The following is a 15556-nucleotide window of genomic DNA, read 5'->3' on the forward strand; positions in this document are numbered from 1 at the left end:
AAGGGGGTGACAACCCCTACCGGAGGTGACGAGCGATGACTGCGACCGAGCAGGAGCAGCGCGAGAAGGTCAAGAAGATGGTGGCCGACGCGCGGATCTGCATGCTGACCACGATGACCGAGGACCACCGGCACGTCAGCCGCCCGATGGCGCTGCAGGAGGTGGAGTTCGACGGCGACCTGTGGTTCTTCACCTACGCGGACTCCGATCTGGTCCAGCAGATCAACCACTTCCCGCAGGTGAACGTGTCGTTCAGCGACCCGAAACAGCAGAACTGGATCTCCATCGCCGGTGCGGCGTCCCAGGTCGAGAACCGGGCCAAGGCCGAGGAGCTGTGGAACCCGCTGCTCAAGGCCTGGTTCCCGGACGGCCTGGAGACGCCGAACCTCACCCTGGTGAAGGTGACCGCGCAGACCGCCGAGTACTGGGAGGCCGCGCACAGTTCGAAGGTCCTCACTCTGTTCGGGTACGCCAAGGCCGCCGTCACCGGAAAGACCCCGGACGCGGGCGAGAACGAAACCGTCAGGCTTTAGCGGGGCGGCTTCAACCGGGCTCCGGGCGGCGACTAGAGTTCCGGTTGCGGCCCGCCCCGGGCCCGGCAACGCTGCCGAACGGAATCGTCCCTGGGGCCTCGACGGGCTATCCGCATCTCGCTACCCGATCCAGGGGGAAGAAAAATGCGTATCGGCGTGCTCACCGGTGGCGGCGACTGCCCCGGTCTCAACGCGGTCATCCGTGCCGTGGTCCGGAAGGGCGTCACGGCGTACGGCCACGAGTTCGTCGGGTTCCGCGACGGCTGGAAGGGCCCGCTGGAGGGTCTGACGAAGCCGCTGGGCATCGCGGAGGTCCGTGGCATCCTGCCGCGCGGCGGCACCATCCTGGGCTCTTCCCGGACCAACCCGTTCAAGATCGAGGGTGGCGTCGAGAAGATCAAGGCCAACCTCGCCGAGCAGGGCGTGGACGCGCTGGTCGCGATCGGCGGCGAGGACACCCTCGGCGTCGCGACCAAGCTGCACGACCTGGGCGTCAACGTGGTCGGCGTGCCGAAGACGATCGACAACGACCTGAACGCCACCGACTACACCTTCGGCTTCGACACCGCGGTCAACATCGCGATGGAGGCCATCGACCGGCTGCACACCACCGCCGAGTCGCACCACCGCACCCTGGTCGTCGAGGTCATGGGCCGGCACGCCGGCTGGATCGCGCTGCACGCCGGTCTCGCCGGTGGCGCGAACGTGATCCTGCTGCCGGAGCGCAAGTTCGACGTCGACCAGGTCGCGACCTACGTGACCAAGCGCTTCCAGGTCGAGTACGCGCCGATCGTGGTCGTCGCCGAGGGCGCCCAGCCGCTCGACGGCCAGATGGTGCTGCACAACCAGGAGCTGGACAGCTTCGGTCACGTCCGCCTCGGCGGCATCGGCCAGTGGCTCGCCGAGCAGCTCGAGGAGAAGACCGGCAAGGAGGCCCGTACGGTCGTCCTCGGTCACATCCAGCGCGGTGGCACGCCGACCGCGTTCGACCGGGTCCTCTCCACCCGCTTCGGCCTGCAGGCGATCGACGCGGTGCACGAGGGCGACTTCGGCAAGATGATGGCGCTGCGCGGCACCGACATCGTCCGGGTCCCGCTGATCGAGGGCACCGGCGAGCTGAAGACCGTTCCGATCGAGCGGTACGAAGAGGCCGAGGTTTTCTTCGGCAACTGAGGTCGTCAGGAAGGGGCCGGGGTATCCCGGCCCCTTTTCTCGTTTCTCTCGTTCGGAGGAAGCGTTGCCCAAGCACACCGTCGCGGTCATCGGGGCCGGCAAGATCGGTGAACTCGTCATCTCCGGCCTGCTGCGTTCCGGCTGGCCCGCCTCCCGGCTGCTGATCACCGCCCGGCGTCCCGCGCGCGGCGCCGAGCTGGCCGAGAAGTATGGCGTGACGGTGGTCGAGAACGCCGAGGCGGTGACGCGGGCGGACATCCTCGCGATCGCGGTGAAGCCGCAGGACGCCGCGGCGCTGTTCGACGAGATCGGGGCGAAGGTCCCCGCCGGCAAGCTGGTGGTGTCGCTCTGCGCCGGGCTGCCGACCAGCTTCTTCGCCGCGCGGCTGCCGGAGGACACCCCGGTCGTGCGAGTCATGACCAACACGCCGGCGCTGGTGGACCAGGCGATGACCGCGATCTCGGCGGGCCCGCACGCCAACGACGAGCACCTGGCCATCGCCGAGGAGATGTTCAAGCCGCTCGGCGCGACGCTGCGGGTCCCGGAGTCGCAGCAGGACGCGGTCACGGCGCTCTCCGGTTCCGGCCCGGCGTACTTCTACCTGCTGGTCGAGGCGATGATCGACGCGGGCATCCTGCTCGGTCTGCCCCGGCAGGTGGCGCACGAGCTGATGGTCCAGACCGCGATCGGCTCGGCCGTGATGCTGCGCGACTCCGGTGAGCACCCGGTGAAGCTGCGCGAGGCGGTCACGTCCCCGGCCGGCACGACCATCTCGGCGATCCGCGAGCTGGAGAAGCACGGCGTCCGCGCCGCGCTCCTGGCCGCCCTGGAAGCGGCCCGCGACCGCGCCCGCGAGATCGCCGACCAGTCCCGGTAATCCGGCTGACGCTCAGCGTCGCCTCGCGGCGCGGGAAGCAGCATTGAGCGTCAGCTGGTCGGTCGGGCTGACGCTCAGCGTCGCCTCGTGGCGCGGGAGGCAGCATTGAGCGTCAGCTGGTCGGTCGGGCTGACGCTCAGCGTCGTGTCGCGGCGTGGCAGGCAGCATTGAGCGTCAGCTGGTCGGTCGGGCTGACGCTCAGCGTCGTGTCGCGGCGTGGGAGGCAGCATTGGGCGTCAGCCAGGGCCACCGCATCAGCCCGGCGGCCGCGCTTCGGCCTTGAGCGGCACTTGGTCGCGTGGTGCGGCGGTACTTTTTCGTAGCTCGTACCGATGAAAGCTTTTAATACCAGATCGCGATCCTGCTGCCGTTACTCTCCTCGGGCGGGCTGGGATGGCTGAGGGCCGTGCCGGTCGCGACGCGGTGGGCGGTCCAGGCGACCGCGGCGGCGTCCAGGATGTCGTCGGGTGGGGCCTGGCCCGCCGGGCCCAGGCGGTCCGGCAGCACGATGCCGTTGCGGGCCAGCAGCTCGCGGCGGCGGGCCTGGCCGCTCCAGGTCTTCTTCGCGTACGGCAGCGGCTCACCGGCCATGGTCCGGAACGAGACCTCGGGGTGTGCCTCGAAGAGCAGACCGGGATGGCGTTCCCAGATCGCGTTGGCCTCGAGCAGCTTGGGGCGCAGCGCCCACGACTGCCGGCTCAGGCCGGCGCCGGTGAGTTCGCGGCAGACGCGGTTGGCGGAGGCGAAGTCGGCCTCCTCCCAGACCGCGCGCGGCGGGACCCGGAAGACGCTGCCGCGGCGCGGGCCGAGCTGGTCGGCGGCGAGGGTGTCGGCGGCCCGCCAGCGGTCCGGGAGCATGCCGAGGGGGATGTCCACGCCGATCACGGCCGCTCCGGAGCTGCCGGCGACGATCTCGTAGAGCGTGGACGCCAGGACCGCGCGCCCGAAGGCGCCGTCGCGGAGCTCGACGCCGACCCAGCCGAGCGCGTACGCGTCGACTCCGATCACATGGATGCTCATCAGTGGGGGAGGAGCTTCTCGACCGCTGCGACCAGTTCGCTGTCGTCCGGTGTCGTGCCGGGCGCGAAGCGGGCGGCGACCGTGCCGTCCGGGGCAACGATGAACTTTTCGAAGTTCCACTGGATGTCTTCGCCGTCGCCGACCAGCTCGCGGTAGAGCGGGTGCCGGCCGGGCCCGTTGACCTCGACCTTCTCGGTCACCGGGAAGGTCACGCCGTAGTTCACCGAGCAGAACTCGGCGATCTGGTCGGCGGTCCCGGGCTCCTGGCCGCCGAACTGGTCGCACGGCACGCCGACCAGCACCAGGCCGCGGTCGCGGTAGGTCTCGTAGAGGGATTGGAGTCCGGCGTACTGCGGGGTCAGGCCGCAGCGAGAGGCCACATTGACCACCAGCACGACCGAGCCGCGGTAACGGTCCAATTCGGTCGGGCCACCGGTGAGAGCGTCAATGTCGACGTCAAAGATGGTCATGACGGAAGACTACGCGCTGTGTCCATCTGAATGCATCTCGTCGCCGCTGACTGCCCGGTGTTAAAGGGACCTTAAAGCTGTTCACCAGGCTTGACTGTTGTTAATCGATGTGACTACGGTCTCTTCATCCCTCTCTCTGGAAAGTTTCCTAACTGTTGAGGAGACATCCCCGTGTCTAAAACCACCCGCCGGGCGATCTTCGCCGGTGCGGTCGTCCTCGCGGCCGGCATCGCGGTGCCCGCCGTCTCGGCGTCCGCCGCCGCTGCCTGTGCCCCTGCATGGAGCGCCTCCGCCGTCTATGTGAAGGACAACGTCGCCTCGCAGAACGGCCACAACTACACCGCCAAGTGGTGGACCCAGGGCGAGTCCCCGGCCACCAACAGCACCCAGTGGGCCGTGTGGATCGACAACGGGGTCTGCGGTGGCACCACGCCACCCACCACCCCGCCGACGACTCCGCCCACCACGCCACCCACGACGCCGCCGACCACACCGCCGACGACGCCGCCCACCACGAACCCGCCGACCGGTAACAAGTGGGTCGTCGGCTACTTCGCCGAGTGGGGCGTCTACGGCCGGGGCTACCACGTCAAGAACATCGACACCTCCGGCTCGGCGTCGAAGCTGACCCACATCCTGTACGCGTTCGCCAACACCACCGGCGGCAAGTGCACCATCGGTGACTCGTACGCCGACTACGAGCGGGCCTACACCGCGGGCGAGAGCGTCGACGGCGTCGCGGACACCTGGGACCAGCCGCTGCGCGGTTCGTTCAACCAGCTCCGCAAGCTGAAGAAGAAGTACCCGCACCTCAAGGTGATCTACTCGGTCGGCGGCTGGACCTGGTCCGGCGGCTTCACCGAGGCGGCCAAGAACCCGGCCGCGTTCGCCGACTCCTGCCACAAGCTGGTCGAGGACCCCCGCTGGGCGGACGTGTTCGACGGCATCGACATCGACTGGGAGTACCCGAACGCCTGTGGCCTCAGCTGCGACGCCAGCGGCCCGAACGCGTTCAACAACGTGATCACCGCGCTGCGCACCAAGTTCGGCTCGAGCGCCCTGATCACCGCGGCCATCACCGCTGACGGCAGCAACGGCGGCAAGATCGACGCCACCGACTACGCCACCGCGGCGACGAAGATGGACAAGATCTTCCCGATGACGTACGACTACTTCGGCGCGTTCGCGGCGCAGGGCCCGACGGCTCCGCACTCGCCGCTCACCTCGTACACCGGAATCCCGCAGGCCGGCTTCAACTCGGACGCGGCTGTCCAGAAGCTGAAGTCGAAGGGCATCCCGGCCTCCAAGATCCTGCTCGGCATCGGCTTCTACGGCCGCGGCTGGACCGGCGTCACCCAGGCCGCCCCGGGCGGCTCGGCGACCGGCGGTGCGGCGGGCACCTACGAGACCGGTATCGAGGACTACAAGGTCCTCAAGACGAAGTGCCCGGCCACCGGCACGGTCGCGGGTACGGCGTACGCCTTCTGCGGCAACAACTGGTGGAGCTACGACACCCCGTCGACCATCGCCGGCAAGATGACCTACGCGAAGAACCAGGGTCTCGGCGGCGCATTCTTCTGGGAGCTCTCCGGTGACACCACCAACGGCGAGCTGATCACCGCCATCAAGAGCAACCTGTAAGTCAGTAGTTGGGAACAGGGGCACCGGGCGCAGGCCCGGTGCCCCTCTTTCGTAGGCTTTCCGGTATGCGCCGAGAGTGGCATCAGCTCAGTCACCCGGGAGTGGGCAACCCGGCCCTGCAGACCTCCCGCCCCTCCACGAACTCCGCCGAGGACGAGGCTCTCGGCCTCGACCACTGGCGGTCCCTGCCGCGGGTGCAGATGCCGCCCTGGCCGGACATGGGCGAGGTCGCCGAGGTCTGCAAGGTTCTCGACAACGTCCCGTCGATCGTGGCGCCCTACGAGGTGGACCAGCTCCGGTCGCGGCTCGCCGAGGTCTGCGAGGGGCGGGCCTTCCTGCTCCAGGGCGGCGACTGCGCGGAGACGTTCGCCGACAACACCGAGAGTCACCTGCTCGCGAACGCGCGGACTCTGCTGCAGATGGCGGTGGTGCTGACGTACGGGGCGTCGATGCCGGTGGTCAAGGTGGCCCGGGTGGCCGGGCAGTACACGAAGCCGCGGTCGTCGCTGACCGATTCGCTGGGGCTCCCGGCGTACCGGGGTGACCTGATCAACTCGCTGGACGCGGACGAGGCGGCCCGGGTGGCCGATCCGCAGCGGATGATCCGGGCCTACGCAAACTCGGCCGCGGCGATGAACATGCTCCGGGCGTACCTCTCCGGGGGCCTGGCCGACCTGCACGGCCTGCACGACTGGAACAAGGACTTCGTCCGCGCCTCGCCGGCCGGCGAGCGCTACGAGGCGATCGCCCGCGAGATCGACCGGGCACTCGATTTCATCCGCGCCTGCGGCATGACCGACAGCGAAGCCCTGCGTACGGTCAGCCTGTACTGCTCCCACGAGGCGCTGGCCCTGGAGTACGACCGGGCGCTCACCCGCGTCTCCGACGGCCGGGCGTACGGGTTGAGCGGCCACTTCCTGTGGATCGGCGAACGGACCCGGCAGCTGGACCACGCGCACATCGACTTCATCAGCCGGATCGCCAACCCGATCGGCGTGAAGCTGGGCCCCGGCACCTCGCCGGAGACCGCGATCGAGCTGTGCGAGAAGCTCAACCCGAACAACATCCCGGGCCGGCTCACGCTGATCAGCCGGATGGGCAACGGCAAGGTACGCGACACCCTGCCCCCGATCGTGGAGAAGGTGACCGCGGCCGGCGCCAAGGTCGTCTGGCAGTGCGACCCGATGCACGGCAACACCCACGAGTCGTCGAACGGCTACAAGACCCGCCACTTCGACCGGGTGGTCGACGAGGTGCTCGGCTACTTCGAGGTGCACCGCGGTCTCGGCACCCACCCGGGCGGCATCCACATCGAGCTGACCGGCGAGGACGTCACCGAGTGCCTCGGCGGCGCCCAGGGCATCGAGGACCTCGACCTGCCGGACCGGTACGAGACGGCCTGCGACCCGCGGCTCAACACGCAGCAGAGTCTGGAGCTCGCCTTCCTGGTCGCGGAGATGCTCCGTGGCTGACCTGCGATCGGACACTGTCACGCGGCCCACCCCCGGCATGCGCGAGGCGATGGCGACCGCGGCCGTCGGCGACGACGTCTTCGGGGACGACCCGACCGTCAACGCGCTGGAGAACCACGTCGCCGCGCTGTTCGGGCACGAGGCGGCGCTGTTCGCCCCGTCCGGGACGATGGCCAACCAGATCGCCCTGCAACTCGTCGTCCCGCCGGGGGGTGAGCTGCTCGCGGGGGCTGATGCGCACGTGGTCACGTACGAGCTGGGCGCCGCCGCCGTGCTCGGCGGCATCTCCACCCGCACCTGGCCGTCCGACGGCGCGGCCCTGGACGCCGACCGGATCGCCGGCATGATCCGCCCGGCCGGCTTCCCGTCGGTGCCGACCGCCGCGATCGCCGTCGAGCAGACCCACAACCTCGGCGGCGGCGGCGTGGTCTCCCTGTCGGTGCTGCGTGACCTGCGCGCGGTCGCCGACGCCCACGCGGTCGCCCTGCACTGCGACGGCGCCCGCATCTGGCACGCTCACGTCGCCGACGGGGTGCCGCTGGCCGAGTACGGCGCGCTCTTCGACACCCTGTCGGTCTGCCTCTCCAAGGGCCTCGGCGCGCCGGTCGGCTCGCTGGTGATCGGCAGCCGCGAGAAGATCGCCCGGGCCCGGCTCCTCCGCAAGCGGATGGGCGGCGGCATGCGGCAGGCCGGCATCCTCGCCGCCGCCGGCCGGTACGCCCTCGACCACCACCTGCACCGGCTGACCGAGGACCACGACCGGGCGTACCGGATCGCGGCGGCCCTCGCACCGTACGGCGTGGTCGACCCCGACCAGGTCCGCACCAACCTGGTGCCGCTGGACCTGTCGAAGTCGGCGCTGGACGCCCCGACCCTGGCCGCCGAGGCCGCCAAACGCGACGTGCTGATCGCCGCGATGCTGCCGCGCACAGCCCGCCTGGTCACCCACCTCGACCTGACCGACGCCGCAGTCGATCACGCGATAGCAGTCCTCTCCGAATTGCTCGCCTGATCCCTGCAACCCCGGCCCGGAACAGCCGATATGCGTTGCCGCTATGGCGAACACATCTCGAGCCCGCAGGGCCACCGCACTCACCGCCGCTGCCGTCGTTGCCGGCACCGTCGCGGTCACTGTCGTACAGCCGGGCGTCGCCTTCTCCGCGGCGCAGGCGGGGCGGACCATCCTGTCCGCCGTGTCATCGGTCCCGATCGTCACGAGCATCTCGCCGTCGGTGGGAAGCATCGACGGCGGCACGCCTGTCGTCGTGCTGGGATCGAACTTCAAGAGCCTCGACCTCGACGACGAGGACGCGGTCACGTTCGGTGGCGTTCCGGCTGCCCGAGTCGCGGTCCTGTCGGACACCAAACTGGTGGCGGTCAGCCCGCCCGGCGCGGTCGGCGCGGTTTCGGTCACGGTGACCAACCCCACGGGTTCCACCACCGGCAAGGCCAAGTTCGGATACCGGATGGGGCTGGCCGCCGAGTTCGTGAGCGTCGACGCGAAGGCCTCCGGCGGTGAGCTGCTCACCGTCGCGGTCACCGGCGGAAGCCTGGGCGCCACGTCGGCGGCGTTCACCGCTCTGAAGATCGGAGCCAAGGTCGGCGGGGTGGTCGCCAAGGTCACCTACGTGGACGACGAGCACCTGAAGGTCACGATCCCGGCGAGCGCCAAGACTGGCTCCACCACCCTCGAACTCGTTCAGGACGGGTACGCCGGACCGAAGTCCACCTCGACGATCGACTACTACCCGGTGGTCTCCGGGGTCTCTCCCGCCTGGGTGCCCGTGGAGGGCGGCGAGGATCTCAAGATCACTGGAGCGGGCTTCCTCAGCGTCGACCCGGAGGACCTGGACTCGGTGACCTTCGGTGGTGTCCCCGCGACCTACATCGACGTGGTCTCCGGGAACCAGATCAACGCCGGTGTTCCCGCCGGCTCGGCCGGGCCCGCCGCGGTAATCGTGACGACCCCGGACGCCGCCAGCCCGGCGGACGGCGCGCCGCGGATCACGTACCAGGGCGAGCTCGCGATCGACGACTCCGACGAACAGTTCCTCCGGGCCACCGGAGGCCAGCACCTGCTGACCGTCACCGGCGGCACGATCGGCGAGAGCGCCAAGGAGTTCGCCGCCTCGGGGATCAGCGTGCGGCTCGGCGCCACCAAGTTGCCGGCGGTCTGGGTGGATTCGACCCACGTCAAGGTCACCCTCCCCGCACTGACCACCGAGTCGGCCGCCTTGACCGTGGTGAACGGCACGGTGGCCGGCGACGCCGCCACCCTGCCCGTGGTCCCGGTCGTCACCGCCCTCTCGGCGGTGAGCGGCTCGGTTGCCGGCGGCGCCCGGGTCACCGTCAAGGTGGCCGGCACGGACACGGCCGAGTCGACGGACTTCAAGTTCGGTGAGAACGACGCCACCTGTGCGGCGAGCGGCGCCGGCAAGTCGCTGGTCTTCGTCTGCACAGTTCCGCCGGCGTCCGAGGCCGGCCCGGTCTGGGTGCAGTTCACCTCGGGCAACGGCGTGGAAAGCCGATTCACCTCTGCCGCCGCGTTCAGCTACACCGACATCGACTGAGAGAAGCCATGGCGCAAACGAAGAAGACCCGCACGATGGCCGGCCTTGCCGCGGCCACGGTCGTCATCGCGGCGACCGGCATCTCCGCACAGTCCGGCGCGCTCGCCGCGCCGGGACAGGCCGGGTCCGTCTCGGTGCTCACCGAGGAGGCTGCTGCGCTGGTCGCGGAGTTCGAGGACGGCATCGCGGCCAGGACGAGTGGTGGCACGGTCATCCCGGTGACCGTCTCCGGCGGCACAGTCGGCGCCACCGCGAAGGAGTTCACGGCCCTGAAGGTCACCGCGAAGATCGGCGGCCTGCTGGCCAAGGTCGCCTGGGTCGACGCGACCCACCTCCGGGTCACCGCTCCGGTGACGCCGAAGGCCACCGCGGTGACGATGCAACTGCTGGTCAACGGAGTGGCCGGCCCGGAGTCGACCGCGAAGGTGGGATACAGCCCGACCGTCATCACAGTCACCCCGGCCAAGATCAATGCAGCCGGCGGCGAGACCGTGACGATCACCGGGCAGGGCTTCCTCGGGGTGGACCCGGATGACTCGGCCGCGGTCAAGTTCGGCGATGCCGAGGCCACGTCGTTCGAGGTCGTCTCGGCCACCAGGATCACCGCGGTGGCGCCGGCCGGGGACAACGGTGTCGCAGCCGTGACCGTGACCACGGCGGGTGGCGAGAGCGCCGCCGCGAACGGGGCACGGGTCACCTATCGGGCCGCGCTGGGGATCGACGTCTCCGGCGAACCGGTGGTCAAGGCGAGCGGTGGCCCGGTCGTGCTCACCGTCACCGGCGCCCCGTTGGGCGACAACGCCACCGAGTTCGCCGCGGAGCGGGTCAGCGCCCGGCTGGGCGTGAAGACTCTGGCCGCCACCTACGTGGACGACACCCACGTGAAGGTCACCCTGCCGGCGATCGCGGCCGAGTCGGCCGAGCTCACCCTGGTCCACGACGGGATCGTCGGCGAACCCGCCGAGATCGCGCTGGCCCCGGTCGTGTCCAGCCTCTCGGTGAAGAGCGACACCACTCTCGGCGGCGCCAAGGTCGTCGTCAAGGTGGCCGGCGCGAACATCGCCGGGGCGACCGACTTCAAGTTCGGCGACGACCCGGCCACCTGCGTCCGGCAGGGCACCGGCACTGCGGTGACGTTCGTCTGCACCGCTCCGCCGGTGTCCGGGGTGGGCCCGGTCTGGGTGAGCTTCACGTCCGCGGCCGGGACGCCGAGCCGCTTCACCGCGGCGGCGATGTTCAGCTACACCAACTGAGCGGCGGCCCGGACGAAGCCTCGGATCACCGGGTGGGGCTCCTCTCCGGTGAGTTCCGGCTGGAACAGCGTGGCCAGGTAGAACGGGTGGCCGGGAAGCTCGGCCACCCGCACCTCCCCGGCGTCGTCGTGGCCGGTGAAGCGCAGGCCGTGCGCCCCGAGCAGGTCCAGGTGGGCGGCGGACAGGCCGTAACTGCAGTGGTAGCGCTCGACCGTGCGAGAGGCGCCGAGCAGGCGTTCGACGAGTGAGCCGGGTGTGAGGTCGATGGCGGCCTCGTGCCCGGCAAGCGAGCAGGCCAGCTCGACGATCAGCTCGTCGTCGCCGGCCGGGCCGTACTCGGCGTGCCTGGCGTCGCCGAACCCGCAGACGTTGCGCGCGAACTCCAGCATGGCGTGCTGGAAGCCGCCGCAGGTGCCGAGGAACGGCACCCCCGAGGTGCGCGCCAGCCGCGCTGCGTTGATGGCGCCGTCGAGGCTTCGGTACGGGCTACCCGGCACCAGCCAGATGCCGGCGAAACCCCGCAGCGCCTCCGTGTCCTCGGCGTCCGGCGTGGGGATCCAGTAGACGTCGAGATCTTCGCTGTCCCGCAGCACATCCAGGAGCGCGGGGATGCGGGCGTGCGCGCGGACGGCCGGCGATCGGTCGCCGACCAGGGCAATCGAAATCATGCCACCATCCTCGACCGGGCCCTGGCATAACGTCCAACGATCGATACTGACATCGGTATTAGCATCGCTGATGTGGATCCGCATCTGCTGCGTACCTTCGTCGCGGTCGCCGAGACCGGCTCCTTCTCGGCCGCCGCGCAGCGCCTGCGCTACACCCAGTCGGCCGTCTCCCAGCAGATCGCCGCCCTCGAGGCGGACCTCGGCACGCCTCTGCTGACCAGGCGGCCGGTTGCGCTCACCACGGCCGGCGAGCGCCTGCAGCGACATGCCAACCTGATTCTGGTACGCCTGGAAGCGGCCCGAGCCGACGTGACCCGCTCGATCGCCCCGCCGGGCCGGCTGGTCCTCGGTCTCACCCCGCTGGCCTGGAGCGCCCCGGTGCCCGCCGCGCTGGCCCGCCTGCGCGCCGAGTCGGCCCGCCTGCACACCCGGATCCTCGTCGCCGACCGGGACCGGATCGTCGCTGCCGCCGCCACCGGTGAGATCGATCTCGGCCTGGTCGACGGTTTCGCCGCCCCCAGCGATCCGCTGCGGCTGCCCGAACCCGGCGCCCACGACGCCGTCGGGGTGGCCGGGAGCCCGGCCGTGGTGGCGGTCCCGGAGGGGCATCCGCTCGCCCGTCGGGCCTCGGTGGATCTGGGCGACCTGGCCGACGCGTACTGGATCGACGCGCCCGTGCTGGCCCCGTTCGCCCGGCTGCCGGTCGACGGCCTGCGGGCCGGGCTGCACTACGACGGCGCCGACGTCACGGTGCTCACCGGCCTGGTCGCCGCCGGCCACGGCCTGATCGTGCTCCCGGCACCCGTCGTCGCGAACCGTCCCGGCCTGGCCGGGGTCCCGATCGCCGCGCCCCGGCTGGTCCACCGGGTGGAGTTGCTCCGGGCCCCGGGCAGCGAGGAGCCGGCCGCCCGTCTCGCCGGGTTACTGGGAGCGCAGGCTCTTCAGTAGCGCGATGTCGGCGGCGTGGCCCTCGTGTTCCACGGTCGGGGTCTCCACGATGATCGGGACGCCGGCGGTGGCCGGGTGGGCGAACAGCTCGGCGAACGGCGCCGTGCCGATCCGGCCCTTGCCGATCGTCTCGTGCCGGTCGCGGGTGGAGCCGCAGTCGTCCTTCGAGTCGTTGGCGTGGATCAGCTGGAGCCGGCCCGGTCCGGCCGCGGCGACCAGAGCGTCCAGCGTCGCGGTCATGCCGCCGGGGGTGGCCAGGTCGTGCCCGGCCGCCCAGGCGTGGCAGGTGTCGAAGCAGACCCCCATCCACGGGTGACCTTCGGCCGCGTCCAGGTACGCCTCCAGGTCCTGCACCTTCGAGGCCAGACTGCGCCCACCGCCCGCGCTCGGCTCGACGAGCAGTCGCGGCAGTCCCTCCGCGGCGGCCCGGTCGAGCAGCGGCAGCAGCGACTCGCGCAGCTGGTGCATCGCCTTGTCGGCGTGCGCCTCGTCGACCGAGCTGCCGGCGTGGTAGACGACGGCTGTCGCGCCGATCGCCTTTCCCCGGTCCAGGGCGTGGGCCAGCGTGGCCACCGAGCGTTCGACGGTCAGCTCGGTGGGGGAGCCGAGGTTCACCAGCAGCGACGCGTGAATGTACGCCGGCAGCTCGCGCTCGCCGATCCCGTCGCGGAACAGGACGTCCTGCTTCGGGTCGCCGGCCGGCAGCGCCCAGCCGCGCGAGTTGGAGACGTACACCTGCAAAGTTTCCGAGCCGGCCGCGTCGACGTACGGGAGGGCGGCCTTGGCCAGCCCACCCGACGTCTTCGTGTGTGACCCGATCCGGCGGTCTAGAGGCACGTCAGGGCGACCTCGGTCTGCGGCGGGACCTGGCTGTTGGGTGCCACGCTCTGCGCCCGGACGAACCCGTTCGGGTTGATGTCCAGCCGGGCCCGCAGGTTCATCCCCTGCAGCGTGGCCCCGGCCTGCTGGCACGGCTGGTTGGTCAGGTCCGGGACGGTGACCAGCGGCGGGCCCTTGCTCACGTCGAGAGTGATCTCGGTGTTCTTGGCCACGCCGGTGCCCGGCTTGATCGACTGGGCGAGGATCTCGTCGGCCGGCTTGTCACTGTCCTTCGGGCGCTCCAGCACGTTCAGCCCGAGCCGCCCCAGCTCGCCACGGGCCTCGTTGATGTTCTTGCCGACCAGGTTGGGCACGGTGATCGGCGCGCGGCCCTTGCTCAGCACGACGGTGACCGTCTCGCCGGGCTTGAGCTGCTCGCCGGCCTTCGGCTGGGTGGCGATGACCACGCCCTCGGGGGCGGTGTCGCTGAACTGGCTCTTGCCCTCCTTGACCTTGAACCGGAGACCCTCCAGCTCGGCCTTGGCGTTCGCCAGCTCGATACCGACCACGTCCGGCACCGGATGGACCTCCGGGCCGAGCGACAGGTTCACGGTGATCGTGTCGCCCTTGACGATCTTCTCTTGCGGGCCCGGGTTCTGGGTCACCACGGAATCCTTGGGGACGGTGTCGCTGTAGACCCCGTCACCCGCCAAGATCTTGAAGCCGTTGGCGTCCGCATGCGCGGCGGCCTGCGCGTTGGTCATGTTCACCAGCGTGGGCGCCTCGGTGTACCGGCCCAGCGTCACCCACCAGGTGCTGCCCAGGATGACCACGGCCATCAGGGCGATCAGGGACACCAGCACGACCCGGCGCCGGTCGTCGAAGAACCCGCCGACCGGGCCGGCCGCCGCCGCCCGGCGGTGCGGGGTGGTGCGGCCGCCGCCCTGCTCGGGCAGCCGGGCCCAGGAGGGCCGGTGGGAGGCCTGATAGGTGTTGGCCGGGACCGGGGGCACCAGCGCGGTCGCGTCGGCGGACGGCACGGTCGGCACCAGGCTGGTGGCGTCCGCGGCCCGGGACGGGACCTGCTGCAGCAGCGCGGTCGGCACGTTCGCCGTGCCGAGTCCGTCGCGGACCGCCTGCACCTCGCTGAGCAGCGCGCCGGCGTCGGTGGGCCGGGCGCCGGGGTCACGGCGGGTGGCCCGGGCGACCAGCCGGTCCAGGACCGAGGGCAGGCCGGGGGTGACGGTCGAGGGCGCGGGCACGTCGTTGTCGACGTGCTGCCAGGCCACCTCGACCGGCTCGGCCCCGTCGTACGGCACCCGGCCGGTGAGCATCTCGAAGAGCACGATGCCGGCCGAGTAGACGTCGGTCCGGGCGTCGGCCTGGCCGGTCTGCACGAGTTCGGGAGCGACGTACGCCACAGTCGCCATCAGCTGGCCGGACTCGTCGACGGTGCTCGCCTCAATGGCCCGGGCCAGACCGAAGTCGGCCACCTTGACCACCGCGTCGACCAGGTCGGCGGTGCCACCGCTGGGCGCCTCGGCGACCAGCACGTTCTCCGGCTTGACGTCGCGGTGGACCAGGCCGGCGCGGTGTGCGGCGGCGATCGCGGCGAGCATCTGCTCGAGGATCGCGAGCGCCTCGACCGGGCTCAGCTTGTGCCGCTGGCTCAGCAGGTCGCGCAGCGTCTTACCCTGCACGAACTCCATCACCAGGTAGGGGAGACCCTGGTGGCGGCCCTGGTCGTAGACGGCCACGACGTTGGGGTGGGTGAGCCGGGCGATCGTCTTCGCTTCGTCGGTGAACCGGTCGACGAAGTGAACGTTCGTGGCCTGCGAGGGGTGAATGATCTTCAGAGCGACGGTGCGCTCGAGCCGCTCGTCGGTGGCCCGGTAGACGGTCGCCATGCCACCACGGGCGACGCGACCGGTGATCCGGTAGCGCCCGTCAATCGTTGTGCCGATCAACGTATCGGCGACTGTGGTGTCCATCGGCGTGAAGTGTATGTGTCTTTCTGGTGGGGGTACGCCAGGATGTCACAGCTGAGTCCAAACGGGTACCTCAACGGCTGTGACCTGCACTGATTCACGCGCAGCCCACTTCGCAAAACGG

14 protein-coding genes are annotated in these 15556 nt (G+C 70.5%); 9 read left to right on the top strand and 5 right to left on the bottom strand.

Annotated features, from left to right (window positions below):
- Positions 1-35 precede the first annotated feature (35 nt).
- The 3 genes from OHA21_RS47765 to proC all read left to right on the top strand — a co-directional run bounded on the left by OHA21_RS47765 (position 36) and on the right by proC (position 2583).
- Positions 36-533 (top strand): pyridoxamine 5'-phosphate oxidase family protein, encoded by a 498-nt coding sequence (locus OHA21_RS47765; protein WP_328466999.1) that lies wholly within the window; start codon positions 36-38, stop codon positions 531-533.
- A 144-nt stretch (positions 534-677) separates the two neighbouring features.
- Positions 678-1706 (top strand): 6-phosphofructokinase, encoded by a 1029-nt coding sequence (locus OHA21_RS47770; protein WP_328467001.1) that lies wholly within the window; start codon positions 678-680, stop codon positions 1704-1706.
- A 64-nt stretch (positions 1707-1770) separates the two neighbouring features.
- Positions 1771-2583 (top strand): pyrroline-5-carboxylate reductase, encoded by an 813-nt coding sequence (proC, locus tag OHA21_RS47775; protein WP_328467003.1) that lies wholly within the window; start codon positions 1771-1773, stop codon positions 2581-2583.
- A gap of 342 nt (positions 2584-2925) precedes the next feature.
- Here the strand turns inward: proC and OHA21_RS47780 are convergent, their stop codons facing one another.
- Positions 2926-3603, bottom strand: coding sequence for a DUF429 domain-containing protein (locus tag OHA21_RS47780; protein WP_328467005.1), 678 nt, complete (start codon positions 3601-3603; stop codon positions 2926-2928).
- The gene (locus tag OHA21_RS47785; protein WP_328467007.1) at positions 3603-4073 is read right to left on the bottom strand and encodes a glutathione peroxidase; all 471 of its coding nucleotides are present in this window, start codon (positions 4071-4073) and stop codon (positions 3603-3605) included. Before OHA21_RS47785 ends, OHA21_RS47780 begins: the two co-directional genes overlap by 1 nt.
- A gap of 171 nt (positions 4074-4244) precedes the next feature.
- On the opposite strand from OHA21_RS47785, the gene OHA21_RS47790 reads away from it, so the two are divergent.
- From OHA21_RS47790 to OHA21_RS47810, 5 genes are all read left to right on the top strand, one after another.
- Complete coding sequence (locus tag OHA21_RS47790) at positions 4245-5714, top strand: glycosyl hydrolase family 18 protein (protein ID WP_328467009.1); 1470 nt, start codon at positions 4245-4247, stop codon at positions 5712-5714.
- Positions 5715-5779: 65 nt separating this feature from the next.
- Positions 5780-7186, top strand: a complete 1407-nt coding sequence (locus OHA21_RS47795; protein ID WP_328467011.1) for a class II 3-deoxy-7-phosphoheptulonate synthase — start codon at positions 5780-5782, stop codon at positions 7184-7186.
- A complete protein-coding gene (locus OHA21_RS47800; protein WP_328467013.1) occupies positions 7179-8198 on the top strand; it encodes a threonine aldolase family protein in 1020 nt (339 codons plus the stop codon). The genes OHA21_RS47795 and OHA21_RS47800 overlap by 8 nt, the downstream gene beginning before the upstream one ends.
- A gap of 43 nt (positions 8199-8241) precedes the next feature.
- Complete coding sequence (locus OHA21_RS47805; RefSeq protein WP_328467015.1) at positions 8242-9756, top strand: IPT/TIG domain-containing protein; 1515 nt, start codon at positions 8242-8244, stop codon at positions 9754-9756.
- Positions 9757-9764: 8 nt separating this feature from the next.
- Entirely contained in the window at positions 9765-11009 is a 1245-nt protein-coding gene (locus tag OHA21_RS47810; RefSeq protein ID WP_328467017.1) for an IPT/TIG domain-containing protein, read from the top strand.
- Here OHA21_RS47810 and OHA21_RS47815 read toward each other — a convergent pair.
- Positions 10997-11677, bottom strand: a complete 681-nt coding sequence (locus OHA21_RS47815; protein ID WP_328467019.1) for a CTP synthase C-terminal region-related (seleno)protein — start codon at positions 11675-11677, stop codon at positions 10997-10999. The two genes, OHA21_RS47810 and OHA21_RS47815, sit on opposite strands and share 13 nt — an antisense overlap.
- A 72-nt stretch (positions 11678-11749) precedes the next feature.
- On the opposite strand from OHA21_RS47815, the gene OHA21_RS47820 reads away from it, so the two are divergent.
- A complete protein-coding gene (locus OHA21_RS47820) occupies positions 11750-12625 on the top strand; it encodes a LysR family transcriptional regulator (RefSeq protein WP_328467021.1) in 876 nt (291 codons plus the stop codon).
- Here the strand turns inward: OHA21_RS47820 and OHA21_RS47825 are convergent.
- Entirely contained in the window at positions 12599-13462 is an 864-nt protein-coding gene (locus OHA21_RS47825; protein ID WP_328467023.1) for a deoxyribonuclease IV, read from the bottom strand. The two genes, OHA21_RS47820 and OHA21_RS47825, sit on opposite strands and share 27 nt — an antisense overlap.
- Positions 13453-15435: a Stk1 family PASTA domain-containing Ser/Thr kinase gene (gene pknB / locus OHA21_RS47830; RefSeq protein WP_328467025.1), complete on the bottom strand. Its 1983-nt coding sequence runs from the start codon at positions 15433-15435 to the stop codon at positions 13453-13455. Before pknB ends, OHA21_RS47825 begins: the two co-directional genes overlap by 10 nt.
- Positions 15436-15556 lie beyond the last annotated feature (121 nt).

Origin of the sequence: Actinoplanes sp. NBC_00393, assembly GCF_036053395.1 — a bacterium.
In the GTDB taxonomy this organism is placed as follows: domain Bacteria; phylum Actinomycetota; class Actinomycetes; order Mycobacteriales; family Micromonosporaceae; genus Actinoplanes.